We start from the raw sequence: 26655 nt of genomic DNA, 5'->3' as shown, positions 1-26655 counted from the left end.
AATTAAAACCCTACATTAAGACCAAACACGAGGGCTTTCTGTATAGGTTGTGCATAGATGTTACCGTAGGTTTCTGGGTCAAAGAAGTTTTTGTGTCCATTACTGAAGACCAATAAATTTCTTCCTTCCAAAGATAATCTCATAGATTTTATCCCTGCACTTTTCAATAAGTCCGCTGGTAGGTTGTACCCTAATCTTATATTATTGATTCTGATGAAGCTCATCTCTTTAGCCCATAAATCAAAATAGTTGTAAGAATTTGTTGGGTCCCAATTAGCAAACCAACCATAAACCACCTCTTGCCCTGGCACAGTATCCGCCCCAATAATTCTTGGCAAAGTAGATGAAGTGTTGTTAGGCGTCCAAGCATTTAGAATATCCGCAGAAGCATTAAGCCCTCTATCTATAGCCGTAAAGTTGTACGGAGCTCTACCCAATACCGTTTGTTTGATGTTGAAAGATGCCGCAATATTCAAATCCCAATTACCTATATTGAAAGTATTGGTAATCCCTCCAAAGTATTTAGGGTCTCTATCTCCTAGATAACTAAACCAATTTTTCATTTGGTCTTGAGAATACTCACTCGCCACATAGCCTATTCCCCAAGGGTCTGATATTTTGTAGAAGTCCACAGCAGACACTACATTTCCGCTCTTATCATAGAATAACGGAAGTCCATTAGCATCAAGACCTGCCGTTTTAATACCGAAAACTGCATTTACAGGATAGCCTTTCCCCGAAGGTAAGAAAGTATATCTACCATCATTTACTTCATCAATATTACTTCTATTCGCGGAAATATTGAAGGTAGTTGTCCATTTGAATTTATCGGTATTGATGTTATTAGTTATGAGTGAAAATTCAAAACCTCTATTCGTTAGACTTGCCCAATTGACATTAGACAAAGAAAAACCTGTTTCTAACGGAAGTTCTTTAACTCCCATAATATCAGTCCCCTTTCTCTCGTATAAATCTAAAGTGAAATTAACTCGGTTGTTCCATAATCCAAAGTCTAATCCCACATCTTTAGTGGCTGTTCTTTCCCATCTTAAAAGTGGGTTTGGAGCTCCATCGTGTACTATGGTAGTTTCCGCAGTATTTAAAATTCTAGTGTTACCATAAGTACCTCTGAAATAAGGCGAAGTACCTCTATCAATATTTCCTTGAAGACCATACGACCCTCTTAGCTTAAACATACTAATGGTAGCGTTGTCTTTTAGGAAGTTTTCATTCTTAACATTCCACGCCACCGAAGCTGCCCAGATAGGGTTCCATCTCTTGTTGGTTTCTGCACCAAAGAAGTTAGTCCCGTCATATCTCACACTACCAAAGAAAGTATATTTTTTAGCATAAGTGTATGATAAAGTCCCAAAGAAAGAGGCAAAAGAGTTTTCTACTTCGGTATCTCTATTAGGAATATAGATTGGCGAAGTAGCTTGGCTATCTGGTAAATTTACAGGAACCGATGTTTTAGTCCTTGGATTGTAGCCATACATTTGGCTCATCATATCGTAGTATCTGGTTCTTCTGATTTCAGACCCTGCCAATACATTCAAATCGTGATTGCCAAATCTAGGGCTGTATTCTAGTATATTTCTGAAATTATATTCAAAATCATTAGAGTTGGTTCTTTGGAAATAATCTCCATTCGGTAAAAACGAAGTATTGGTAGACGACTGGATACTTTCTGCTATTCGTCTTCTCATAAGGTAAGTTTCTGCCGAAGCGTAGCGTTCAGTTTCGCCTGTACCTATCAATAATCCGAATTGAGAGCGGTATTCTAAACCTTTAATGATTTTATAATTAACATCTAAAATAGTTCTTAACGATTTATTCGCTAATGAATATCTGGTATTCTCTCTTTCCTCTATATAGTTGTACGGAATTCTGGTATCATTACCCGAAAAGCTTTCCACATAGTTTATATCTCGGTCGTAGATATAATTTCCGTTAGCATCTCTAGGGGCTAAGTAAGGATTAGCGGTTCTGGAGTAATAAGTAGGTGTAGTGTAGCTCCCCGAATCCGACAAAAACGAAGTCTGTTTAGTGGAAGTTCCGAATATAGATAAGCCTAAATTAAGTTTATCGTTTACTTTATAATTATTTTTTAGGGTAAGGTTAAATCTATTAAATCCTGAACCTATCACGGTAGATTTTTCGTCGTAATATCCAAAAGAAGCATAGTAGCTGTAATTATCTAAACCACCTGTGATACTCACGGCTTGTTGCTGATTAACCACATTTCTATAAAGCAAATTGCCCCAATTGGTATTGGTATTTCTAAGCTCATTGATTTGCTTTTGCGAAAGAGGACTAAGTGCCGAGAAGCCTCCATTTCTAAAAGACACCCAGTCGTTATTAGCCGTTAAAATTCTAGACACCGCTCCATTATCTTTTCTATAATTGTCTAGGTCGGCTCTTTCCGCCATCATCAATTCCATATCTACTTTTTGAGAGGCATTCATCAGATTAAGTCTAGAGAAATCTGGTCTTAAGCTCACAAAAGTATTTGATGAAAAATTGATGCTCATTCTTCCTTTTTTACCACTTTTAGTAGTTACCAAAATAACCCCATTGGCTGCCCTAGCACCATAAATAGCGGTTGCTGACGCATCTTTAAGCACTGTGATATCTTCTATATCTTCTGGGTTGAACCCTGCGATAGAATAATTTTTAAGCTCATTTATGTCTTGTCCCACATTGTAGGCGGGAGCTTGGTTTCCTTCTAGGGGCATTCCGTCCACCACCCAAAGTGGGTCTGTAGAACCCGAAAGCGATGCCGTACCTCTCACACGCACAGGAGCTATCTGCCCAGGTGTTCCAGAGGCTGGTGTAATCATTACCCCTGCTACTTTACCTTGTAGCATTTGATCCACAGAGGCGGTGGCTTTTTGTTCAATAGACTTCATTTTTACCACACCTACAGAAGAAGTCAGTTTACTTTTTTCAATCTTCTGAAAACCCGTTAAAACCACTTCTTCTATCTTTCTCTCTTTGTTTTGAACCGTATCGGTTATGGTATTCTGTGCGAAGAATACCCCTGGCAAAAGAGTTAATAGTAATTTCGTTTTCATATCTCTTGTTTTTTATCAATTTCAGTTATTACCCAATGCTTTATTTAATCTTACCATCATATCTTGATAATGACTTTGCGTATCGTTATCGGCTTTGTTCATTGCTTTTGAGATGATTGCTCGTACCTTTATCAGCTCCGCTCTCTTGGCTGAACCCACTTCCGACAATCGCTTCATTCCATCAAAATAAAATTCTAGATGTTGTTCGCCTACTTTATCCAAATGAGTATGACTACAAGCATAATCGCACATCATTGGCATTGGGCTAAAGATGCCCTTTTCCGTTTTCTCGTACATTCTCTGCGTATCTATAATGAGAGCATCTATGTAGTTTTTTTGCGTCATTCTCTCAGCGATGTTCAAAGGCTGTTTTTTAATTGATTTACTAAAAATAAATTCTCTTAAATCGTTGAACAATTCAGCTACCGTCATTACTTTTTGATGATTAAGAAACTCAAATTCTAATATTCTTAGGAGTTTATTATCATTCATAAGCCCGTACAAAATAGCGGCTTGTTTCTCTCTAAATACATTGTACGGCGACTGATCCACCAGTCCTTTAGGTGTATTTTTGGCTGGACGGATTTTTTGGTTCAATGGAGATAAAAATAACCATTCTGGCAAAGTTAGTATGTGTTTTTTTATAAACGCCAAAGCCTCTTTTTGTGTTTCGTACGGCACAGGTATATAAGAACTCTGCTGGTCGCCCTTAACGGTAGGATTAAGATAAATCCCTCCAATGTTAGCCAACACATGATTGTTATAAACATACCATTGGTTAATCACTTGGTTGTAAAAAGACTTCGCTTCGTTGTAGTTTTCTCCATTTTTGGTACTCCATTCTATAAGGTTTGGTAGCGTTTTCTTTAGATTGATGATGCCATACTCCCCTGCTTTCATCGCATTATCGCCCAAATCTTCTGCTTGCGAGCGAGGATCTACCGTCTCCTCTTGCTGTGCTCCGTAGAAGTAGAGTGGGTCTCCTTGATGTTTCTCTATCCATTTTTGCGTGATTGGCAATTCTTCTTGAGGCGTCTTTTTACCCGTCCAACGGTAACCCCAGTTAATGGCAAACTCATCATAAACTCCTATTTTTGGAGTGATTTGTTTCACGCCATCACCTTCTTGTGCTACATAGTTAAATCTAGCATAGTCCATAATAGAAGGAGCTGTACCACCCATTTTCTCCGTAAATTCAGGCGAACGCAAAGACTCTACTGGGAACGCAAACGAAGACCCCATATTATGTTTAAGCCCGAAGGTATGCCCTACCTCGTGAGAGGACACGAACCGAATGGCATTCGCCATTTTATCGTCTGGGAATTTATTTCCTCTCACCTGTGGGTCTATAATTCCTGTTTGAACTCTCATCCAAGATTGGAGCAAGGTCATCACATTGTGCCACCATATAATATCAGACTCCAAGATTTCCCCCGTTCTAGGGTCCACTACCGATGGCCCCATAGCATTCGCCATAGAAGAGGCTGCATAAGTGATTACAGAGTAGCGGACATCATCTACATCAAACTCTTTATCGTTAGGGTCTGGCAACTTCGCTGAAATTACATTTTTGAACCCTGCCTTTTCAAATGCTTTATTCCAATCGTGTACTCCATCTATAATGGCTTGTTGCCATTGTTTCGGTGTAGCTGGGTCTATATAATAAACAATCGGTTTTTTAGGCTCTACCAATTCTCCTCTAAGGTATCTTACTTCGTCTTCCGCTTTAGGTTCTAATCGCCATCTAGTAATGAGTTCTCTCTGTTCTACCTTTTGCTGACTATCTGTAAAGTACATCTTAGGCGTCGTAAAATACCCTACCCTATCGTCCGAAAAACGCCCTACCATAGGCTCTGGCAATAGCACAATATTAGTGGTAGTCCCCACCGTTAAATCGGCTTTTTCGGCAGAAGTTTTCCCCTCTGAAATTTGGGTACTGAAATAAGACTTTACCACCACATTATTAGGAAAAGCCTTTACCTCGTCTATGTAAGAATCTTTGGTTCTTACGCTTCCCCCCATACCGATATTATCAAACAGATTGTTAAAACTTTTGGCGTTTCCGTCAAAGACATTATTTACCTGAATTACCGCTGTGGAGTCTTTTCCTAGAGTTTTAATTTCAAAACCTTCCACTATAGACTCTCCGTAATTATCCTTTACCGAAGCCGAAATATTATCTTGTGGATTAACGGTAATTTGCGGGTCAAAAGTTTTTACCCACACCTTTTTATTGGTAGTGTCTTTATAAAATCTGATGATTTTATTCTCATAGTTCATCCCCTTGTTAATCCCAGCATTATTGATGGGAGCGGGTACAGACGATATTTTATTTACGATGAGTAGGTCTTTCCCTAGCACTTCGTTAGGAATTTCAAAATAAATCTTATCCTTTACTCTATGTATTTTGAGTAGCCCTTGTTTGGTTTCTGCTCCTTTCAATAACTTTTCGTAAGACTCAAAGCTCTCATTTTTTTTAGAATCTTCTTTCTCTGTTTTCACAGAATCTTTTGACGAGACTTTGCTTTGAGCAAAAGCTATATTTGGATACAAAAACAACCACGCAGAACAACCTAAAATCTTTAAATTCATAAACCAATATTCTATTTTCATTAAAAAAGAAAGCAAATTTAGCTTTTTATATACTTTTTAGAATGATTTTCTCACAAACAGATACCAAAAACAGACAAAAATCATATTACTACAACAAGTAAAAAGAACTCAAAAAAATATTGATGAAATAAAAAAGCGACTGGTTATGTATAACCAGTCGCTCACTATAAATCTGTAGACCCACAGGGACTCGAACCCCGAATAACAGAACCAAAATCTGCTGTGTTGCCAATTACACCATGGGTCTATAGGTGTGTTGTTTTTTAGTGGTGCAAATTTACAACTTTTTTCATTTCATGCAAAAAAAATATACAAAAATTCATTGATACATATTTAAAATATTGGTTTTCAGATTTATTTTTTATTATTATTTTCTTCTTTGGTGTTTATAATATCAAGTTGTATCTTTGATACCTCAAAATTAAGAGCTATGAATCATCAGCCAGTAGAAGGATTTTCTAAATTAAATAAGCTAAATAAAATAGAATGGATTGTTAATGAGTATTTGGAAGGCAATGAAGAATACATCAAAATACTTCAACAATATTGGAATGACAATCAAGATTTACAAAAACTTCATGATGAGTTCTCAGAGAATACCATTTCTAACTTTTATATGCCTTATGGTATTGCTCCAAATTTTTTAATAGACGGAAAGTTATTAGCACTTCCTATGGCGGTAGAAGAGAGTTCGGTGGTGGCGGCGGCTTCCAAAGCAGCTAAGTTTTGGCTTAATAAAGGGGGCTTTAAAACTACCATTATTGATACTAAAAAACTGGGACATACTCATTTTATACTAAAAGCAGAATCTCATAAGATTAGACATTTTTTCAACTTTAATCTTAGACAAAAACTATTTGAAGCAACACAAGACATCACCAAAAATATGAGAAATAGAGGTGGTGGTATTTTAGACATAGAGTTAGTGGATAAGACTTCAGAAATGAATGATTATTACCAGCTTAAAGCTAGTTTTGATACTAAAGACTCTATGGGAGCTAACTTTATCAATTCTTGTTTAGAGCAATTTGGTAAAACGCTTAAAGAGGAAATTAACCTTTCTGCTGATTTCACGGAGGACGAAAAACAATCTCTTCAAGTGGTAATGAATATCTTATCTAACTTTACGCCTGACTGTATTGTTAGAGCGGAAGTTTCTTGTAAGATAGAAGATTTGAAAGATGATAGCGGTATTTCTCCCGAAGAATTTGCATGGAAATTTAAACAAGCCGTTGCTATCGCTGAAATAGAGCCGTACAGAGCAACCACTCACAACAAAGGGATTATGAACGGTGTAGATGCGGTAGTTATAGCTACAGGAAACGATTTTAGAGCTACGGAAGCTTGTGCTCACGCCTATGCTGCACGTAACGGGAAATATAGTTCACTTACCCATTGTACTACCGATAACGGAATATTTAGGTTTTGGATAGATTTGCCTATTTCAGTAGGCGTTGTGGGAGGTCTTACAAATCTTCACCCACTGGTTAAATTCTCATTAGCGTTATTAGGCAAACCTTCTGCTCAAGAACTCATGAGTATTTTGGCTGTATCTGGGCTAGCTCAGAACTTCGCCGCTCTTCGCTCGTTGGTAACTACAGGAATTCAAAAAGGACACATGAAAATGCATTTGTTTAATATTCTTAATCAGTTTGGAGCAACTGAGGAAGAAAAATCATACTTTGTAAACTATTTTAAAGATAAGACGGTAAGCCACCACGAAGTAATCACAGAACTCAATAAGCTAAGAGGAAAATAAGAAAAGTATGAAAACATTTACACTCATTATAGGCGGTATCTATGGGCTAATGTCTGTGATTTTAGGAGCTTTTGGAGCTCATGCCTTTAAAAAGATTTTAAGCATAGAAAAATTGGCAAGTTTTGAAACAGGAGTAAAGTATCAAATGTACTCTGCTCTATTTCTTTTAGTAATTGGTTTTTTTCTAAAATTCGATAATGGATTAGAAAAATGGACATCATTGCTAATGATAGTAGGGACTTTTTTATTCTCTGTAAGCATCTATTTCTTAGCTTTTCAAGAAGCTTGGGGTATTAGCTTAAGGTTTTTGGGTCCCATTACCCCATTAGGAGGGTTGTGTATGATTATCAGTTGGACAATGCTCATTATGTTAGTAGCAAGGGCTAAAGTAGGGTAAACAAAAAAGATTTCTATCTTCCAAAGATTTTCTTTAAATTTGTAACTGTTTATAAAATCGTAAAATTTAATACAAAAATATATTTATGAATCTTCACGAGTATCAATCAAAAGAGATTTTAGCGAAATACGGCGTTAGAGTACAAAGAGGTATAGTAGCTAGCACCGTAGAGGAAGCAAAAAAAGCAGCAGAACAGCTTTCTGCAGAAACAGGAACTAAAGCGTGGGTAGTAAAAGCTCAGGTACACGCAGGTGGTAGAGGTAAAGGTGGAGGTGTTAAGTTTTCTCCTAACATGGAAAAGTTAGAAGAAAACGCAAGAAACATCATCGGAATGCAGTTAGTAACGCCTCAAACTTCTGCTGAAGGTAAAAAAGTACACTCTGTGCTTATCGCAGAAGATATGTATTATCCTGGAGATTCTGAACCAAAAGAATACTATGTTTCTGTACTTTTAGATAGAGCTAAAGGAAAGAATATGATTGTATATTCTACAGAAGGTGGTATGGATATAGAGCAAGTGGCAGAAGAAACTCCGCACCTTATCCATAACGAAGAGGTAGATCCTGCTTTAGGATTACAACCTTTCCAAGCTAGAAAAATTGCATTTAATCTAGGTTTAGAAGGAGAAGCGTTTAAAGATTTTGTAAAATTCATTACAGCTCTTTACAATGCTTATGTAGGAATTGATGCTTCTTTATTTGAAATCAACCCTGTTCTTAAAACTTCAGATAACAAAATCGCTGCAGTAGATGCTAAAGTAACTTTAGATAATAATGCACTTTTCCGTCATAAAGATTTAGCTGAATTAAGAGACAAAAGAGAGGAAGACCCTACAGAAGTTGAAGCTGGTGAAGCTGGATTAAACTTCGTTAAGCTAGATGGTAATGTAGGTTGTATGGTAAACGGTGCTGGTTTGGCAATGGCTACTATGGATATCATTAAACTTTCTGGAGGTAACCCTGCTAACTTCCTAGATGTAGGTGGTACTGCAGATGCTGAAAGAGTAGAAAAGGCATTTGGTATTATCCTTAAAGACCCTAATGTAAAAGCAATTCTTATCAACATCTTTGGTGGTATTGTAAGATGTGATAGAGTGGCACAAGGTGTAGTAGATGCTTACAAGAGCTTCGGAGAACTTCCTGTACCTCTTATCGTAAGATTACAAGGAACTAATGCTGAAGAAGCTAAGAGATTAATTGATGAGTCTGGTTTACCAGTACATTCTGCAATTACTCTAGAAGAAGCAGCAAACAAAGTAAAAGAAGTATTAGCTTAATTAAAAAAGAGAATACTTTTAAAATATAAAAGACCAGTTCTAACGAACTGGTCTTTTTGGTTTATTATTAGATCACTATTTATTATTGTAATGAATCACTTGAAGATGAAGGAAGAGCATTAGATGCATTTGGCATCATCTCCTTTTTTAGAATTTCTGTTTCCAACGGGAAATCATCAAACAAACCAGATAACGCAACCGCTGAATAGACTCTCCTAGAAAATTTATTACCTATCGCAATAATACTTACCTTAGAATCTAAAAGATGTACAAATACAGAGTTAGAACCGTGCCACCAACCATTGTGATAAGTCAGTTTTTTATTATTATCAAAAATTTTCATTCTAAACCCTAAGCCGTAGTTGTTAATCCCTTTTTTCTCATTACTATAAGGCGTGAATATCTTCTCTTTTAAATCCGAAGGTAAAAACTCTTTAGAGAACATCGCTTGTGAAAACTTTAATAAATCTCTAGGAGTGGTATAAATGTTTTTATCTCCGTAGATAAGGTCTAAATTATTAAGAGGATACAGTTTGTTATTTTTATAATAGAACGATTGTGCCGCCGTGGCAATATCCTTTTGCTGAAATACAAAGGTATGCTTCATTTCAAGAGGTGCAAAAAGCATTTCCTTCATTGCAGTAGGGTAATCTTTTTGGGTCACCTTCTCTATAATGAGAGCTAGTAGAGCGTAGTTGGTATTACAGTACATAAACCCTGTACCAGTAGGTCTAGCTAGTTCTGGTCTATATCTAATAAGTAGATTTAGAACATCTTGATTGGTTAAAAAAGACTGTGATAACTCTTTAGGTTTAGGCTCCAAAGTTTCAATAAAATGTTCATACTTTGGAAGTCCACTTCTATGGCTAAGTAAATCTATAACTCTGATATTAGCATACGGAAACTTTGGAAAAAAAGTGGTAATATCTTGGTCTAGTTTTATTTTTTTTGCTTCTATCAGCTTCATAATCGCCATTGCCGTCATCGTCTTAGAAATAGAAGCAATGTGTAAAGGCGTATTTTGATTGATGGGCATCTGTTGGTTTTCTCTGCCATAGCCCCTGTATTGTTCAAAAATAATATTATCGCCTTTAGCGATTAAGATTCCTCCACTTAAATCACCTCCTACCCAAGTGTTTTGATAGTATTCTTGCAAAAGGTGTTTTAGAGAATCCTCATTAGCTACCGAATTATCCTCCTTTGTAAAAATATCCTCAGCATCTACCTTAGAAAAATGAGGCAAATTAGTTTTAACCTCATCATTACTTTCTTGTTTTTTAGAACAAGAAAATGTTAGCAATCCGAACGCTATAATCCACCACCATTTCATACTTTTAATCTATTATTTTTTAAACTTTGCTAAAATCTTATCTACAATCACTTGGGCTAATTTTATCTTGCTTTCGTGCGTCCAACCTGCAATATGAGGTGTAACAATCACTTTATCCGAGTTTAAAAGAAAAGCTAAATCTTCATTCTGAATTTCTAAGTTTTCAAAAGAGCTTTTTTCGTATTCCAAAACATCTAGACAAGCCCCTTTTATCTTACCGCTTTTAAGTGCCGAAACCACATCTGCAGTTACCACATTCTTCCCTCTAGCTGTATTGATGAGATAAAAATTTTTCTTCATTTTTTGGATAGAATCAGCATTAAGCCAGCCTATGGTATCCTCTGCCAAAGGTAAATGCAGGCTTAGAATATCCGCTTTCTCTTGTAATACTTCTAACGGAACTTGTTGGGCGTATTGATCTGATAGGTTAGTTTTAATATCATGAAATATCACCTCACACCCAAAACCTGATAGTCTTTGAGCTAAGGCTTTTCCCATATTGCCATACCCTATGATGCCTACCGTCTTATCTTTAATTTCCTCCCCTCGGTTTTCCTCACGCTTCCAAATACCTTTTTTGACCTCTTCCGATGAAATAAACAAACGGTTCATCAGTACTAAAAGACAGCCTAAACTGTGTTCTGCCACCGCATCTCGGTTACCTTCTGGAGAATTAAAAAGACAAATCCCCAATTCTTCTGCCTTTTCGGTATCTATATTTTCCATTCCTGCCCCTACTCTAGCAATCCATTTTAGATTTTTAGCTTGAGTTAAAAAACGAGCATCTAGCGGAATTCTACTCCTAATAATCACACCCTCGTAAGGTTCTATTTTATCTAAAATTCCTTCGTAAGAAGAAGTGGTATCTTCATCTATTGTAAATCCATTAGCTGTGAGCTGCTCCGTAATAAGAGGGTGATTTTTATCTAGTTGTAAAACCTTCATAAATGATTAAATGAATAGTTTTTTTAGCTCCACAGAATCTTGAGCCTTCATTCTTCCAGACAGGATAAGGGAAAGTTCTTTTCTTCTAAGAGCTGCCATATAGCGTTCTTTTTCTATATCCGTTTCTGGTTCTAACTCTGGGATAGGCACAGGCTTGTTGAACGCATCTACCGCTACAAAGGTGTATATTCCTTCGTTGGTATGCACTTTTTTCTGTGTAATAGGGTCGTCCATCCATACATCTACATAAACCTCCATAGAGGTAGAAAATGCACGGGTTACTTTGGACTCCAAAACCACCACACCTCCTTCTGGAATAGGGTGATTAAAGGAAACATGGTTTACCGAAGCCGTTACTACCCTCCTTCCGCAATGTCTAGAGGCTGATATAGAAGCACATCTATCCATTTTAGAGAGAAGCTCTCCCCCAAACAAATTTCCCAAATGATTGGTTTCGTTTGGGAGTACAATATTAGTCATTACCGTAAGGCTATCTTTAGGCGTTTTTTTTGTCATATTATTTTAAATTGTTAGCTGGTAAAGAGTCTTGCTTTAAACTATCTATTACCAAAGTATCATTAGTCTTAGTTGTTTTTACAGGCTGAGATGGAGTGGTCTTTTGAGTTTTATCTTTTTCAAAACTTTTCACACCAAATAAAATTTCAGGGTGATAGAAATTCAAATACCCCAATATCCCTGCTGGAATAATAAAAATGAGTAACCAAAGTACCACTTTCCAAGCATTAGATTTCTTAGGTTGAGAAGGTTGAGTTTCTTTTTGGGAACTCATTTCAGAAAGATTGATTGCCTCTAGCCCATAGACATCAGGCGAATCTAAATAAATCCGTTGCCCTACAAAAGAAAACCCTTGAGTGTCTGAATTAAATGCCCCTAGAGCTTCTACCTCAAAAGATTCTCCTGCTTCTATTTTTTTCTTCCAATAGTCTGTTTGTGTTTTTATCTCAAAGTCAGCCGTTTGGGAACTGATGCCTTTAATTTGAGCCACAAAATTGACGAAACTATTCTCTTTTAAAAGGTAGTTCTTTTCTAGTACAATCTGCTTAGCAGGAGGCAGTATATGACCGTCCTCGTTACTGATAACTGCACCAGAGTACTTTAAAGAAAAAACACCAAAGTGAGGCACAGCTACACTGCCATGAGTTTTAAGAGCCTCTAAAATACAACTTGCTATATTCATTATGGAGGCAAAGTTATACTTTTTTTGGCAAAAAACGGGCGTAATCCCTTAGGAATTAACCAAAACTATTGCCCTATAAATAGGTTTAGTTATTAAGATATGAGCCATTTTCAACAGAGAGACTGTCCTTACCGTAACAGGCTATCCGTTAGCCTAAGGACAGACACTCCGTTACGGTAAGTGCGGAGACTCTGTTCCGTAGCACTCGGTAAGAGGTAATAAAATAGGCTACCCGTTAAATGAGTAGCCTTAGTTTTATTAAAATACTTTACTAGGCAATAACCACAGGATTGGGTAGTCGCTCCGTTCTTGGTTCTTTTAGTAAGACAGAACCCGTGCTGCTTTGTGTGGTAATGCTGAGTTCATAGTTCCCTGCCTCCAAATCTGAAGGCACAAGAATAAGCACTCTTGACGGCTCGTTGATTACGATATTATCTTTAGCCAACTTGATTTCATTTTGAGTATCTAAGTTTTTGAAGACGATGCCGTTTTTAGGATTATCGCCATCTATTTTAATGTAAGTACCTTTGATTTCAGCATTTTTGCCTTTGGTAAGGGTGCCGTCTGCTTTACCAGTAACTTTATCAGTGATGCTGAACACGCTCATTGGGCTAGACTGCTCGCCTAGGATTTCTACTTTGGTATCATTGGCGGCTTTTCTTAGGTCGGTGCCTTGGTTCACATTCACATAAACGGAGTGTTTCTCTTTATCCCAAGTCTTATCGTAAAATACACCCTTAATCGCAGGACGCATATACACTAGCCCCGTATTTACGCTATAGCCGTTGAGTACCAACTCCGAGGCTTTGCGGTTAAAACGAGTGATAATATCTACCGCCGTTTCAGTCTGTATCTCCATACCCTCTTTTTTTAGAGCATCTATAATTTCTGTAATGCCAAGGCTACCACCTAGAAGTGGCACGGCTACAAAATCGTTAGGGTCATCTTTCGTTAATAGGTTGGGACGCAACCACGCTTTTAAAGTGTTCATAATGTATAAATTTTTGATGTTAGTGTTAGATGTTTATAATACTTTGTGAAGTATAAAAAAGCCCCATTGCGACACCTATCACAATGGGGAAAAGATTAAATTATTTTACTAATAAAGCTTCTAGCTTCTGTAAACGAGCTTCTAATTCTGCTATTTTGGCATCTTTAGCTTTTAGAGCCTTATCTTGCTCTATGCTGTGTAGATAAAGTTCTTCTATCTTCTCCACATTAGTGAGTTGAGTTGCCATAAGGTCTATATAACCTTGCTTTTTGATAGCTTCTGCAGACTGATACCCTGGTAAATGCCCATTAGTTTTTACAAAATCTTCTACTTGACTTAGGGTTTTAAAGCTATAGTCTGACTTTAGGCTAGAAGTACCTGTGTAATACTTTTGGAACACATAGTCTGGGAAAACAGATCCTGTTTGTGTAGCAATAAAAGTGTTAGCCTTTACTTTGCCTGCCACTTCTAGTTTTTCGGTAGGAGCAAGAACCCCAATACCTACATTACCATCGGTTCCATCTCTTTGCAATAAAAGGTTTTTGCTTGTAAACTCATATACTAGAGGTCTATCGGTAGATAATGTTCCTAATCCGTTTTGGTCAGCAGAAGTCATTAGTAAGAACTTATCTCCATCGTTTCTAAAGATAACCCCCTTGTTGTTATACGCTATTCTAAAACCATTAGCAGCTGTACTTCTCACTTCTCCAGTTGCCATTACATTACCTACAACTTCTAATTTTTCTGACGGTGCAGATATACCGATACCCAATTTCCCTTCTGTTAAGTCAAAATAAAATGGTGTAGCAACCTCACCAGGTACCATATTTCCTGTGTCAGATTTTGAGAATGAAATTATTTTTCTATCTCGAGTATCTACATACGCTGCAATCCTTGCATGAGCATCAACAGAAGTCTCTCTTTTAAAATCTAAGTACCCCATTGTATTTGGTGAAGAAATAGCTGTAGAATTAGGGTCTCTAAAAATCTCAAGAGAGCCCGGATTAATAGCAGTACTTGAGTGACTTCCACTACTTTTTGATTGTATAGCTCCTACAGCTTCTATTTTAGTAGAAGGATCTAAAGTTCCCACTCCTAAATTCCCATTTTCTCTAATTACAGCAAATACATTCTTCCCATAACCAAAGCCTAAACCATCACGTCCTCCAGCAGCATTTGGCGTATCTCCCGAAATACCAAAATCTATAAATCCCATAGGCGAAACATCTACTGTTCTTTGGAGACGCTCTGTGGTAACATCCCAATTAGCTCCAGGCATAAATTTATTTATAGACCATCTTATTTTTGAAGCATTACCTAAATTATCCATACCTGTTCTAACAAAGGTTTCACTATAAACCGTATTTGAAACTTCATCGGACTTTACAATTCCTTTTGGATTAAAATAATACCCGTTTTTATCAGTCCTTACAGTGGCATTTGAATTTCCAAATGTATTGGCGACATTAGATAAGGTAAGGGAAAAGTTACCTCCACTTATTGCATTTCCTGAGGTATCTCTGTAATTAGATAGTATTTGATAAGCCCCCGTAATCCCATCTGGGTTTGAAGTAGCATTTCTATAATCTAACCCCATTGTTCTTATTTTATAACCAGCTCCATCATATTTATAATCTACATATCCCATCACCGCATTAGAGTTTGCTTTATCTCCTCTATACAACACCAACCCACCATCACCTGTTACTTCAGTATAAGAACGAAGCTCTTTATTAGGATTGTAACTAGACACCCCTAAAACTCCACTATTAACACCTAAAGTCTTATTCAAATCATTATAAGCCAAAACTGTATTTGCAGGCATAGAGCGGGTTAAAGCAATAGAATCTGTTTGATGTTCATACCCCGTTGTTGAACCAATAGAATTCTTTCTCCCTGCATAAGTCCACTCATTTCCTACGCTACTCGCACTTCTTACCCACTTAGTGCCATTCCAAAAGTAGTAACCTTTCTCCATGATATCGCCTACCGTAGCATCTGCTCCAGAGTAATCAGAAAGGTTATCTACATAAATTAAAGTAGATTCTTTAAGAGGAGTTTTAGTATTAGTAGTCATTTGGTAGGCTTTATCCTTGCTTACATTAGGGATTACCAAACCCTCCAAAGTATTACTAGAATTAGCAGACTTGCTTTTAATATCCAAAGTAGCATTAGGTTGACTGGTATTTATACCAACCTTGCCACTGTAATCTTGCCCGTAGGTTGCTAAACTTAGCACCAAAAAGGCAAGTACACTCATCAATCTTGTAGTTGTTGCTTTCATTACATTTAATTTTAAAATTGTTAATATTTAATTATTTAAGGTTATAGATATTGGATTTTAGAGGTTGGAGGTTGGACTTAAGGGTTGATGAGACTATACTGAGCTCTAATATCTCACCTCTAAGTTCTAACCTAAAAAAACGCCTTTCCCCTCTAAACACACACAAAACGAGAGGAAAGGCTAAAACAGAAAGAGCAAAATGCTCCCCCTGAACACTAAAAGCACCTAACAAGAACGACCATGTTATTAGACAAAACAATGGTGCTTTTAGTAAATATTGATGAAGGCTAAAATTAACACTAGATAAACACGAAAAGCCCCCAACCAAAGTTGACGGAACTCTATTTATGATTAACGATAAAAGTCTAAAGAATTTTCTGGATAATAGAACGCATATACACGAAACTATCTGTGTGTGTGTGTGTGTGTGTGTGTGTTTACACAATTATTTGAAAGTACCAAATTTTTGTGTAAGTTTTTTTCACTTTTTTGTATGTCACTGATAGTGTATCGCATAAATATGAAGCAAACTTATAACCTTTTAAGCAAGTATGCAAGTTTTTAGAGTCAATTCTCTTATTTTTTCTCAAAATAAGAGAAACAAAAATCACCCTCTCGTGCTGGAGAAGGTGATTGTATTTTTTAATTTGAGAAACTCGCTAACTCTTGTTTTTGGCTATTGTAAACCCTATATTCTAAATATTTGAAAGAGTCTCTCGGGATAATAGTTACCCACTTTTTGTACTTTAAGTACCATTTGGTCTGTATACTCATAAGACCTTTGGTAAGGTAAGCCTCCACAAACGGATGGGTGTGCAGATAAAGCCTTCCTTTTTCTTTTTGCATAAGTCCTTTTAGGACTTCCGTCATTTTCTCTACAATGACTACTGGTGCTAAAATTTCACCGTCTTTATTTGGGTTTTCTTCCTTGGTTTCTATCACCGTTTCAGAACGAACCCTTTGCCTTGTAATTTGTATCAACCCAAATTTACTAGGTGGCAAAATCTTATGTCTTGCCTTATCTCGTTTCATTTCATTTTTAAGATGCTCGTAAAGCTCTCTACGATGCTCGGCATCTCTCATATCTATGAAATCTACTACTATAATGCCTCCCATATCTCTAAGCCTTAGCTGTCTCGCAATCTCTGTAGCTGCCATTCTGTTTACATTAAAGGCATGCTCTTTATTGGCTTGGCTTCCTGCGGTTATATTGTTTCCAGAATTTACATCTATTACATGTAGTGCTTCTGTATGTTCTATAACCAAATAGGCTCCTTTGGAGCTAGGAATATTAACATGCTTACCAAAACTCTGCTTAAGCTGTTTTTCTACATTATAGTATTCTAATAGTGGGATATGATGGTCATAAAACTCCACTATATTTTTTCTCTCTGGTGCAATTACCTCTAGGTAATTTTTCATTTCTTGCACCATATCCTCATCATCACAGATGATGCTTACAAAATCTGCATTAAAATTATCCCTTAGGATAGCAGACGCTTTTTCTTCCTCGCTTAGGATTTTAGAAGGTACTTTGCCTCGTTGTATGTTCTTAAAGCAAGTCTCCCACTTCTGAACCAACTGGTTCATATCATTATGAAGCTCAGCTACTTTTTTACCCTCCGCTACGGTTCTTATAATTACACCGAAACCTTCTGGTTTGATGCTTTCTATAAGCGTTCTTAGGCGTTCTCTCTCCGCCGAGTCTTTAATTTTCTTTGATACCGAAACTTTTTGGTCAAATGGTATCAATACTAAAAAACGCCCCGTAAGAGAAACTTGGGTAGAAATTCTAGCTCCCTTGGTAGAGATAGGCTCTTTGGTTACTTGTAGCAAAACTACATCGTCCTTAGCCAAAACGCTATCTACCATACCGTTTTTATCCAACGCTTTTTCTATAGGGAAATTCTTTAGACTTGAGTCGTTTTTCCGTTTAAATAAAGTCTCGTTGAGAAATTTACGATAGGTAAGATACTGCGGTCCTAAGTCCTGATAATGCAAAAAGGCATCTTTATCATAGCCTATATTTACAAAAGCGGCATTAAGGTTAGGTGCTAGCTTTTTAATCTTTCCGAGGAAAATATCTCCTACAACAAAATCACTCTCTTGTTCTTGTTCGTGTAGCTCAAATAAGCGTCCGTCTTCTATCAATGCAATCTTAGAAGCACCGCCTTCGTTAGATATTAGCAGTTCTTTTTTCATTCTAAAATTATCTTAGATAGTTAAACAAAAATATAGTTGATGTATTTTACCTTGATAAAACATCAACTATATTATATTTAATAAGAGATTATGACTTATTTCTTCTTCTTGTGTCTGTTTTGTCTTCTTCTCTTCTTTCTCTTGTGAGTTGCTACCTTGTGTCTTTTTCTTTTCTTTCCGCTAGGCATAGTTTATATTTTTTATGTTAATAAATAAATTGAATTAATCCTTTACTGGAACTTTAGTTTTTACTCTTTCTGCAAAAGATTTAGATGGTTTAAACGCTGGAATGTTATGTGCAGGAATTTCTATAGCTGTATTTTTAGAGATATTTCTTCCTGTTTTAGCAGCACGAGTCTTAATAATGAAAGATCCAAAACCTCTTAAGTAAACATTATTACCTTCATAAAGAGAACCTCTTATCTCCTGCATAAAAGCCTCTATTACTTTCTGCGTATCATTCTTCTCAATACCCAACTTGTTCGATATGGTATTTACCAATTCTGCTTTTGTCATTTCCTTTTTTGTTTTTATTTTTGGTGTGCAAATATATAACTTATTTTTGAAAACAAACAAACAAAACCCTGATTTTCTAAACATTGGCTTTAGAATACTCCAATGGTACAAACAAAACGCTAGAGACCTACCTTGGAGAGCTACTACAAACCCTTATAATATATGGATTTGTGAGATTATTTTACAACAAACCCAAGTACAGCAAGGGCTTCAGCATTACCTTAATTTTGTAGCCAGATTTCCTGATGTAAAATCTTTAGCAGAAGCCGATACAGACGAAGTACTTCTCTACTGGAAAGGCTTAGGCTACTACTCTAGAGCCATCAATCTACAATATGCTGCTAGGCAAATTATGCAAGATTTTGGAGGAAAATTCCCTACCGAATACCAAGACATTCTAAAACTAAAAGGTATAGGAAAATACACCGCCGCTGCCATTTGCAGTATATCATACCAGTTGCCCTACCCTGCCATAGATGGTAATTTTTACCGTGTCTTCTCTAGATTTTTCGCTGATGATTTTGACATTTCAAAATCTAATGCGTTTGATTATTTTTCGGAACTTACCAAAGACCTCATTCCTAAAGATAACCCTGGGGATTTCAACCAAGCAATTATGGACTTAGGCTCTGGCATTTGCAAACCTAAACAGCCTTCGTGTGAGCTTTGTCCTTTAAGTAAAGATTGTATCGCTTCTAATACGGGGACAATAGATAAATTCCCTGTTAAAATAAAGAAGGTAAAAACCGAAGACATAAAACTAAAATACTACTTTATCCACCACAATGATTTTTTTGTAGTAAAGAAACGCGACCGCTCTTCTATTTGGAAAAATCTTTATGATTTTCCAGAATTTTTACCTAAACATTTAGAAGAATACATCTCCAATCATAATACCGTTAAACACAAACTCACACACAAAAATTTAGAAATAGAATTTATTGCCGTTAGTGTACCCAATATTGAACTATTGGAACAACTTGCTCACGACCATAATTTCAATTTTGTGGATTATGAAAGTTCGCAACAAAAATCGTTTCCGAAACCTTTAGAAAACTACATTGATAAAACTTTCAACAAATAGCATTTTTACCACCTTAATTGGTAAGTATTTTTTATTTTTGCACAATGTTTAAAGTTATCACACTTTCCATTATCTTGGTCTTTACTCTCATCGGATGTAAAGGCGAAACCTTACCCAAACCTAAAGGAGAACTCCGCTTAGAGTATCCTAAAGCACATTATCAACCCTTTAACAATACTTGTAGTTATACTTTTGAGTTCTCGGATTTTGCTAAAGTAACACCTGCTAAACAGAGAGAATGTTGGTTTAACCTCAGCTATCCTAAAATGAAAGCTAATGTGTTTTTAACCTACTTCCCTATAAGAAACGACTTTCAACTACACGTAAAGGAAGCTGAAAAAATGGTTTACGAACACACCATAAAAGCCAGTGCCATAGAAACCAAATCTTTTAGCTATCCTGAAAAAAGAGTATTTGGCAACTTTTATGAACTAAAGGGCGAGTCTGCATCTAACATTCAGTTTTTTATCACAGATAGCACTCACCATTTTATAACAGGGAATTTATATTTTAACTCTCGCCCCAAACCAGATTCTCTTGCCCCTGCGGTAGAATACATAAAAACAGATATACTCCACTTGATAGAAACCTTCCAGTGGAAGAAATAATTATAAAAATTCAAACAGAAAAACAATGAAACTTTTAGCTGTAGGAACTGTTGCTTTTGATGCCATAGAAACCCCTTTTGGAAAAACCGACAAAACACTAGGTGGTGCTGCCACTTATATAGGATTAGCCGCTTCTGTAATGGAAGCTAGTGTAGGGCTGGTTTCTGTGGTAGGAGGAGATTTCCCTCAAGAAGAATTAGATATGATGCTGCGTAAAAACATCAATATTGATGGAATAGAAATTATCCCTAACGGAAAAACCTTCTTTTGGTCAGGGAAATACCACAGTGACTTAAATGTTAGAGATACCGTATCCACAGAGCTGAATGTTCTCGAAAACTTTGACCCCAAAATCCCAGAAAAAGCTCAAGAAGCAGAGGTATTACTATTAGGGAATTTACACCCTGCGGTACAAATGTCAGTTCTTAACAAAATGAAAAAACGCCCCAAGCTCGTTATCCTGGACACTATGAACTTTTGGATGAAGCATACTTGGGATTTGTTATTAGACATTATTTCTAAAATAGACATCATTTGCATTAACGACGAAGAGGCTAGACAACTTTCTGGAGAATATTCTTTAGTAAAAGCCGCTCAGAAAATCCGAAAGATGGGACCTCAATTTGTCATCATTAAAAAAGGAGAGCACGGAGCTTTACTCTTTGATAAAAACCAAATCTTTGCAATTCCTGCTTTACCTTTAGAAGATGTGTTTGACCCTACAGGTGCGGGAGACTCTTTTGCGGGAGGTTTTGCAGCCCACCTTGCTAAAACCCAAGATTACAGCTTTGAAAATATGAAAACCGCTCTAATGATGGGCTCTGCTATTGCTTCTTTTACGGTAGAAAAATTCGGTACAGAAAGACTTGCCAATATATCAGAAACTATGCTTAAAGAAAGAATACAAGAATTTAAAAGGTTAACTGCCTTTGAAGTAAAACTTTAAACAGCTACAAATTTTAAGAAATAATTATAATAAAATATTAAGAGTTATTGTTTAATAATTCTATTTTTGCAACTTAGGTTTTAAATTTAATTAAATATGAACTATAAACATAAAATTACCTTCCTACTGAGTTTTTTTATCACATTACTTTCGTTTAACGCTCATGCACAGCTTAAACCTGGGGATTTAGTGGACGGGATAGCCGCAGTAGTAGGCAACGAAATAGTTTTAGAATCAGATATAGAACAGCAAGAGAATTACGCTCGTCAGCAAGGGGCACAAACAGCTAATAGATGTGAGTTCTTGGAAAAAGTATTAAGCAATAAGCTACTCATCTACGAAGCAAAGAAAGACACCTTAATAGAAAATCACTCTGAAGCTATTAAGCAACAGGCAGAAGCCAAGTATAACGAGCTTTTAGCACAATTCCCGTCAGAAAAGGAGCTTCTAGCTGCTTACAAATTCAGAAATTCATTTGAGATGAAGTCTGCAATAGAGCAAATTGATACTGACCAATATTACGGACAAGCGAAATATCAAAGAATTACTAACGGTGTTAACATCACACCAAACGAAGTTACCGATTTCTACAATACCTATAAGGGACAACTTCCTATGGTGAAAGACGAAATTTCGTTAGCAAAGATTACCCTTTATCCTAAATTAACAAAGGAGCATCAGCAAAAATTAATTGACAAACTTAACCAAATCAAGAAAGACATAGAAGGCGGTGAAAGTTTTGAAAAAATGGCAAGGATATATTCCGAAGACCCTGGGTCTGTTGCTACTGGAGGACTATACAAAAACATCGCAAAGGGAGCTATGGTAAAAGCTTTTGAAGCTGCTGCTCTCAATTTACAGGAAGGCGAACTTTCTAAACCTATAGAGTCTGAGTTTGGGTATCACCTTATACAGCTTGTTAAGAAAAGTGGTAAATTCTACGATGCCAGACATATACTACTAAAAGCAGAACCTAACGCTGAAGAAATAGCAACTGCCAAAAAAGAACTCAACGATATCAAAAAACAAATAGAAGAAGGTAAACTTACCTTTAAAGAAGCAGCTTACAAATACTCTGATGATAAGGCTACCAAATTTAATGCAGGTGTTATCTCTACACCTGGAGGTTCTGACAGATTGGAAAAACTTGACTTACCTGCTACTTACAGCTATCAGATTGTGGGTCTAAAGGTAGGAGATATTACAGATGCATTTGAAGATGTAGCCAATAGAGATAAAAAAGTGGTAAGCATTATCAAAGTTTTAGAAGAGATTCCAGCCCATACACTTGATATAGCTACAGACTATGAAAGAATAAAAAATTATGCTCTAGAACAAAAAAAGGGCAAGGTAATGGAGAAATGGATTGTTGAAAAACTACCAGATACTTTCATATCTATTGATGGGCGTTACAAATCTTGCCAATTTGATGTAGATTGGAACAAACAGGCTCTTACCAAATAAGAAACACAAAAAACAGCTAATTAGTTTTAGCTGTTTTTTTAGACCTATAATTAAAAAAGGATTGTTCTTAGAGAACAATCCTTTTAGTTTTTTATAAACATTGAGCTTTTTCGTAAGCCTTTGGTAAACCTTCTAGGTTTTTACCACCTGCTGTGGCAAATCCTGGGTTACCACCGCCACCACCTTGTATCTCTTTAGCCAACTCTTTCACTATAGCTCCAGCATTATAGCTATCGCCTAAATCGTCAGAAACACCTACACTTATCATTGGCTTATCATTAGCATCGGAAAGGATAACTATTACCGAAGTAGACACTTCTTTTTTAAGCTGAAATACAATATCTTTAACCGATGCTGCATCTAGCGAAGTCATTTTCACTAATAGATTTTTACCTTCCTTGGAAACAAACTGATTTTTCCAATCTGCCGTTTCATTTTTAGCTAACTCTTTTTTAATAGTTTCTAATTCTGATTTCAACTTCTGATTTTCCTCCAACAACTTCTCTACTGATTTCTGAACATCTTTAGTTTTTAATACAAGAGAAAGTTGAGCCATTTGCTCCTCTAACTCTTTAAAATAAGCATTTGCTTTTTCAGAAGAGATAGCCTCTATCCTACGAATACCTGCCGCAGTAGAGCTTTCGGAAACAATTTTGAACAAACCTATCTCGCTTGTAGATTTAGCGTGAGTACCACCACACAACTCTTTAGAACTTCCGAACTGAATCATTCTGACATTATCCCCATACTTTTCTCCAAAAAGAGCCATTGCTCCTTTATCTAGAGCTTCCTGTATTGGGATATTTCTGTACTCTTGTAAGCTAATATTCTCTTTAATTTTAGCGTTTACTTTTTCTTCTACCAAAGCTATTTCCTCATCGGACATTTTACTAAAGTGAGAAAAATCAAATCTTAAATAATCTGCTCCCACGAAAGAACCTTTCTGCTCCACATGAGTACCCAAAACCTCTCTTAGAGCCTCGTGTAAAAGGTGTGTGGCAGAGTGGTTAGCTTGTGTATTTCTACGCAACCTGCTATCCACAACCGCTGTAAACTCTTTCTCTGGAGCTTGTGGCAAATCTTTAATAAGGGAAATATTAAGGTTATTCTCCTTTTTAGTATCTAATACTTCAAACTGACCTTCCTCGCTTTCTATATAACCTTTATCTCCTACTTGTCCCCCACCTTCTGCATAGAAAGGGGTTTGGTTAAACACTACTTGGTAGAATACACCATCTTTATTTTCTAATTTTCGGTATTTCGTGATGAACACTTTATGTTCTAATTGGTCATAACCTACAAAAGACTCCGTTTCATCTTTTAAAGTAACCCAATCGTACACTTTCTGAGCCGAAGACTTTTTAGAACGCTGCTTTTGTTTCTCCATTTCCTCATCAAAGCCCTTTTCGTCCACGGTAAGTCCTTTTTCCTCCGCTATAATTCTAGACAAATCTGCAGGGAAACCATAAGTATCATACAACTCAAAAACTTCTGCTCCAGGTAATGTTTTTTCACCTTTTTTAAGCGTTTCTTGAATAATATTCTCTAACCTTACTAAGCCGTGTTCTATGGTTTTAAGGAATGAGTTTTCCTCCTCTTTAATCACTTCTGTAACCAATTTCTCTTGCTTTTCTATCTCTGGGAAAAATGCTCCCATCTGATTTTTAAGCACCGCTACGAGTTCGTACAAGAACGCCTCTTTCATATCTAAGAAACGGTACGAGTAAGAAATAGCACGGCGTAAAATTCTTCTGATAACATAACCTGCCCCCGTGTTAGACGGCAACTGACCGTCAGCAATAGCAAAAGATACCGCTCGGATATGGTCCACTACCACTCTTATTGCAATATCTTTCTCATTATCTAATAAGCCTTCGTACTTTTTTTGAGAAAGTTGCTCTACTTTAGCAATCAAAGGTGTGAAGACATCAGTATCATAGTTAGAAGTTTTACCTTGTAATGCCATACACAACCTTTCAAAGCCCATACCTGTATCCACATGTTGAGCAGGAAGTTTCTCTAAGCTACCATCAGCTTTGCGGTTAAACTCCATAAATACAAGATTCCACACTTCTATAACCTGCGGATGGTCTTGGTTTACCAAATCTTTACCTGAAACTTTGGACTTTTCCTCCTCACTTCTTAAATCAATATGAATTTCCGAGCAAGGTCCACAAGGTCCAGATTCGCCCATTTCCCAGAAGTTATCCTTTTTATTTCCGTTAAGAATTCTATCTTCAGCAATGTAAGACTTCCAACAATTGTATGCCTCTTGGTCTCGCTCTAGATTTTCGGTAGCATCACCTTCAAAAATGGTAACATATAAGTTTTCCTTTGGGATTTTATAAACCTCCGTAAGTAGCTCCCACGCAAAAGCAATCGCCTCCTTTTTAAAGTAGTTTCCAAAAGACCAGTTACCTAGCATTTCGAACATTGTGTGGTGGTAGGTATCTCTCCCTACATCGTCTAAGTCGTTATGTTTCCCAGACACACGCAAACATTTCTGTGTATCTGCAATTCTAGGAGCTTTAGGTGTTTTGTAACCTAAAAAATAATCCTTAAACTGTGTCATTCCTGAATTAGAAAACATCAGTGTAGGGTCGTCTTTCAATACTATTGGTGCGGAAGGCACTATAAGGTGTTCTTTACTTTTAAAAAAATCTAAAAAAGCCTGTCTTATCTGCTGTGAAGTCATTATATATACTATCTAAATTACAATTGGTGGCAAATTTACACAAAAATCATATAAAACAGTACTATCAACCCAACTTACAATACTGAAAATTAGCCCTCTTACTTTTATTTTCATAAAACAAAATATTCTGTTATCTTTGAAACCTCACTTAAAAATATTTGATATGCCTTTTCAAAATAAATTTCCACTCCATTTACCTGGAGAAAAATCAACTGAAAACCAAAGCATAAGCCTCGTTGCTGCTGATGTAAAACAGAAAAGCACTACCCTAGGCTACTATGTTTCTGAGAACGGAAAATTAGAATTAAAAGACAAAAAAGAATACAACACTCAAGATTTTGGGCTTTTTAGTGATATTCTAAACCTTTTCTTAGAAGAGCATAGCTTAAGCAAACCCTCTAGAGTTTCTATAGCAGTGCCGGGTCCTGTTTTAAATGGCAAATGCACTACCGAAAACCTTCCTTTTGATTTAGATATAGAACTCATTAGAAGTAGAACCGAGGTAGAACACATTACCCTTATCAACGACTTAGAAGCAATGGCCTATGGGCTTAAAGGTACGGAAGATAAAGACTTCTGCACTCTGCACAAAAACAGCAGCACTACTAAAGGTAATGTGGCTATTTTAGCTCCAGGGAGAGGTTTAGGTGAAGCAGGTATGTTTTGGGATGGAGAATGTTTACGCCCTTTTGCAACCGAAGGTGGACACTCCGAATTTTCTCCTAGAGCAGAAGACGAGCTAGAACTTTACCGTTTTTTAAAAGCAATACACGGCATCGTAAGTTGGGAGTCGGTGTTATCTCATGAGGGATTATTCAATGTGTACCGTTTTGTAAGAGATATGAGACGCCAAGAAGAACCAGAATGGCTTACACAAAAACTAGAAAAAGGAGAACGCCACGAGGTCATCATTGATGCGGCACTCAACGGCGAAAACAGAGCTTGTGCTTTAACCGTAGAGGCGTATGTTGATTTCATTGCAAGAGAAGCGAGTAACCTCGTTCTAAAACTAAAGGCAACAGGAGGACTTATTTTGGCAGGAAGCCTTGCAGTAAAGATAGAGGCACTACTCAAAATGCCAAGTTTCTACCAAACTTTTGTGATTAGCGACAAAATGGAAAACATCTTAAAAAGTACCCCTATCTATCTTCTAAAGAATGAGAACGCCATTCTTACAGGAGCGGCTTACTACGGTGCTTTTGGAAAACACTAGAATAGATAACATCAAGTAATATAAAAGCACAGAACTTTCGTTTTGTGCTTTTTTGTTTTG

General features: G+C 36.6%; 19 protein-coding genes and 1 tRNA gene. 8 read left to right on the top strand and 12 right to left on the bottom strand.

Annotation, left to right across the window (positions count from 1 at the left end):
* Positions 1-2: 2 nt before the first annotated feature.
* The 3 genes from D1J36_RS06485 to D1J36_RS06475 all read right to left on the bottom strand — a co-directional run bounded on the left by D1J36_RS06485 (position 3) and on the right by D1J36_RS06475 (position 5934).
* Positions 3-3074 carry a SusC/RagA family TonB-linked outer membrane protein gene (locus D1J36_RS06485; RefSeq protein ID WP_052910195.1) on the bottom strand — a complete coding sequence of 1024 codons (3072 nt, stop codon included), beginning with the start codon at positions 3072-3074 and terminating at the stop codon, positions 3-5.
* 21 nt (positions 3075-3095) lie between these two features.
* Positions 3096-5687, bottom strand: coding sequence for a zinc-dependent metalloprotease (locus D1J36_RS06480; protein WP_154138049.1), 2592 nt, complete (start codon positions 5685-5687; stop codon positions 3096-3098).
* Positions 5688-5862: 175 nt separating this feature from the next.
* Positions 5863-5934 (bottom strand) — tRNA-Gln (locus D1J36_RS06475).
* Between the two features lie 183 nt (positions 5935-6117).
* Here D1J36_RS06475 and D1J36_RS06470 point away from each other — a divergent pair.
* From D1J36_RS06470 to sucC, 3 genes are all read left to right on the top strand, one after another.
* The gene (locus D1J36_RS06470; RefSeq protein ID WP_252339351.1) at positions 6118-7446 is read left to right on the top strand and encodes a hydroxymethylglutaryl-CoA reductase, degradative; all 1329 of its coding nucleotides are present in this window, start codon (positions 6118-6120) and stop codon (positions 7444-7446) included.
* A gap of 7 nt (positions 7447-7453) precedes the next feature.
* Complete coding sequence (locus D1J36_RS06465) at positions 7454-7843, top strand: DUF423 domain-containing protein (protein WP_154138047.1); 390 nt, start codon at positions 7454-7456, stop codon at positions 7841-7843.
* An 85-nt stretch (positions 7844-7928) separates the two neighbouring features.
* Complete coding sequence (sucC, locus tag D1J36_RS06460; RefSeq protein ID WP_004919719.1) at positions 7929-9119, top strand: ADP-forming succinate--CoA ligase subunit beta; 1191 nt, start codon at positions 7929-7931, stop codon at positions 9117-9119.
* 82 nt (positions 9120-9201) lie between these two features.
* Here sucC and D1J36_RS06455 read toward each other — a convergent pair whose 3' ends face one another.
* The 8 genes from D1J36_RS06455 to D1J36_RS06420 form a co-directional block, all read right to left on the bottom strand.
* On the bottom strand, positions 9202-10449 hold the full coding sequence (locus tag D1J36_RS06455) for a serine hydrolase domain-containing protein (protein WP_154138046.1): 1248 nt from the start codon (positions 10447-10449) through the stop codon (positions 9202-9204).
* Positions 10450-10461: 12 nt separating this feature from the next.
* Positions 10462-11394, bottom strand: a complete 933-nt coding sequence (locus D1J36_RS06450) for a 2-hydroxyacid dehydrogenase (protein ID WP_154138045.1) — start codon at positions 11392-11394, stop codon at positions 10462-10464.
* Positions 11395-11400: 6 nt separating this feature from the next.
* Positions 11401-11910 (bottom strand): acyl-CoA thioesterase, encoded by a 510-nt coding sequence (locus D1J36_RS06445; RefSeq protein ID WP_004919712.1) that lies wholly within the window; start codon positions 11908-11910, stop codon positions 11401-11403.
* A 1-nt stretch (position 11911) separates the two neighbouring features.
* A complete protein-coding gene (locus D1J36_RS06440; RefSeq protein ID WP_154138044.1) occupies positions 11912-12592 on the bottom strand; it encodes a hypothetical protein in 681 nt (226 codons plus the stop codon).
* 271 nt (positions 12593-12863) lie between these two features.
* Positions 12864-13583: a DNA-binding domain-containing protein gene (locus D1J36_RS06435; protein ID WP_154138043.1), complete on the bottom strand. Its 720-nt coding sequence runs from the start codon at positions 13581-13583 to the stop codon at positions 12864-12866.
* Positions 13584-13683: 100 nt separating this feature from the next.
* Positions 13684-15867 (bottom strand): hypothetical protein, encoded by a 2184-nt coding sequence (locus D1J36_RS06430; RefSeq protein ID WP_154138042.1) that lies wholly within the window; start codon positions 15865-15867, stop codon positions 13684-13686.
* 642 nt (positions 15868-16509) lie between these two features.
* On the bottom strand, positions 16510-18069 hold the full coding sequence (locus D1J36_RS06425; protein ID WP_154138041.1) for an Rne/Rng family ribonuclease: 1560 nt from the start codon (positions 18067-18069) through the stop codon (positions 16510-16512).
* Between the two features lie 222 nt (positions 18070-18291).
* Positions 18292-18585 carry an HU family DNA-binding protein gene (locus tag D1J36_RS06420; protein WP_004919742.1) on the bottom strand — a complete coding sequence of 98 codons (294 nt, stop codon included), beginning with the start codon at positions 18583-18585 and terminating at the stop codon, positions 18292-18294.
* A 46-nt stretch (positions 18586-18631) separates the two neighbouring features.
* On the opposite strand from D1J36_RS06420, the gene mutY reads away from it, so the two are divergent.
* The 4 genes from mutY (at position 18632) to D1J36_RS06400 (ending at position 22687) form a co-directional block, all read left to right on the top strand.
* A complete protein-coding gene (gene mutY, locus D1J36_RS06415; protein WP_154138040.1) occupies positions 18632-19669 on the top strand; it encodes an A/G-specific adenine glycosylase in 1038 nt (345 codons plus the stop codon).
* 44 nt (positions 19670-19713) lie between these two features.
* On the top strand, positions 19714-20277 hold the full coding sequence (gene gldD / locus D1J36_RS06410; protein WP_154138039.1) for a gliding motility lipoprotein GldD: 564 nt from the start codon (positions 19714-19716) through the stop codon (positions 20275-20277).
* A gap of 25 nt (positions 20278-20302) precedes the next feature.
* On the top strand, positions 20303-21223 hold the full coding sequence (locus D1J36_RS06405; RefSeq protein WP_154138038.1) for a PfkB family carbohydrate kinase: 921 nt from the start codon (positions 20303-20305) through the stop codon (positions 21221-21223).
* A gap of 96 nt (positions 21224-21319) precedes the next feature.
* Positions 21320-22687 (top strand): peptidylprolyl isomerase, encoded by a 1368-nt coding sequence (locus D1J36_RS06400; RefSeq protein WP_154138037.1) that lies wholly within the window; start codon positions 21320-21322, stop codon positions 22685-22687.
* Between the two features lie 91 nt (positions 22688-22778).
* Here D1J36_RS06400 and alaS read toward each other — a convergent pair whose 3' ends face one another.
* Entirely contained in the window at positions 22779-25382 is a 2604-nt protein-coding gene (alaS, locus tag D1J36_RS06395; protein WP_154138036.1) for an alanine--tRNA ligase, read from the bottom strand.
* Between the two features lie 163 nt (positions 25383-25545).
* Here alaS and D1J36_RS06390 point away from each other — a divergent pair, with 163 nt between their 5' ends.
* Positions 25546-26595, top strand: coding sequence for a glucokinase (locus D1J36_RS06390; protein WP_154138035.1), 1050 nt, complete (start codon positions 25546-25548; stop codon positions 26593-26595).
* The last annotated feature ends 60 nt before the right edge of the window (positions 26596-26655 follow it).

Source organism: Riemerella anatipestifer (assembly GCF_009670965.2).
GTDB classification, from domain to species: Bacteria; Bacteroidota; Bacteroidia; order Flavobacteriales; family Weeksellaceae; genus Riemerella; species Riemerella anatipestifer_B.
Note: the sequence above shows the minus strand (reverse complement) of the source record. Positions and strands in the feature narration are given on the sequence as shown.

Bases quoted from the DNA above. Each gene is read 5' to 3' on its own strand.
- D1J36_RS06485 (WP_052910195.1), bottom strand. From the start codon at position 3,074: ATGAAAACGAAATTACTATTAACTCTTTTGCCAGGGGTATTCTTCGCA.
- D1J36_RS06480 (WP_154138049.1), bottom strand. From the start codon at position 5,687: ATGAAAATAGAATATTGGTTTATGAATTTAAAGATTTTAGGTTGTTCT.
- D1J36_RS06470 (WP_252339351.1), top strand. From the start codon at position 6,118: ATGAATCATCAGCCAGTAGAAGGATTTTCTAAATTAAATAAGCTAAAT.
- D1J36_RS06465 (WP_154138047.1), top strand. From the start codon at position 7,454: ATGAAAACATTTACACTCATTATAGGCGGTATCTATGGGCTAATGTCT.
- sucC (WP_004919719.1), top strand. From the start codon at position 7,929: ATGAATCTTCACGAGTATCAATCAAAAGAGATTTTAGCGAAATACGGC.
- D1J36_RS06455 (WP_154138046.1), bottom strand. From the start codon at position 10,449: ATGAAATGGTGGTGGATTATAGCGTTCGGATTGCTAACATTTTCTTGT.
- D1J36_RS06450 (WP_154138045.1), bottom strand. From the start codon at position 11,394: ATGAAGGTTTTACAACTAGATAAAAATCACCCTCTTATTACGGAGCAG.
- D1J36_RS06445 (WP_004919712.1), bottom strand. From the start codon at position 11,910: ATGACAAAAAAAACGCCTAAAGATAGCCTTACGGTAATGACTAATATT.
- D1J36_RS06440 (WP_154138044.1), bottom strand. From the start codon at position 12,592: ATGAATATAGCAAGTTGTATTTTAGAGGCTCTTAAAACTCATGGCAGT.
- D1J36_RS06435 (WP_154138043.1), bottom strand. From the start codon at position 13,583: ATGAACACTTTAAAAGCGTGGTTGCGTCCCAACCTATTAACGAAAGAT.
- D1J36_RS06430 (WP_154138042.1), bottom strand. From the start codon at position 15,867: ATGAAAGCAACAACTACAAGATTGATGAGTGTACTTGCCTTTTTGGTG.
- D1J36_RS06425 (WP_154138041.1), bottom strand. From the start codon at position 18,069: ATGAAAAAAGAACTGCTAATATCTAACGAAGGCGGTGCTTCTAAGATT.
- D1J36_RS06420 (WP_004919742.1), bottom strand. From the start codon at position 18,585: ATGACAAAAGCAGAATTGGTAAATACCATATCGAACAAGTTGGGTATT.
- gldD (WP_154138039.1), top strand. From the start codon at position 19,714: ATGTTTAAAGTTATCACACTTTCCATTATCTTGGTCTTTACTCTCATC.
- D1J36_RS06405 (WP_154138038.1), top strand. From the start codon at position 20,303: ATGAAACTTTTAGCTGTAGGAACTGTTGCTTTTGATGCCATAGAAACC.
- D1J36_RS06400 (WP_154138037.1), top strand. From the start codon at position 21,320: ATGAACTATAAACATAAAATTACCTTCCTACTGAGTTTTTTTATCACA.
- alaS (WP_154138036.1), bottom strand. From the start codon at position 25,382: ATGACTTCACAGCAGATAAGACAGGCTTTTTTAGATTTTTTTAAAAGT.
- D1J36_RS06390 (WP_154138035.1), top strand. From the start codon at position 25,546: ATGCCTTTTCAAAATAAATTTCCACTCCATTTACCTGGAGAAAAATCA.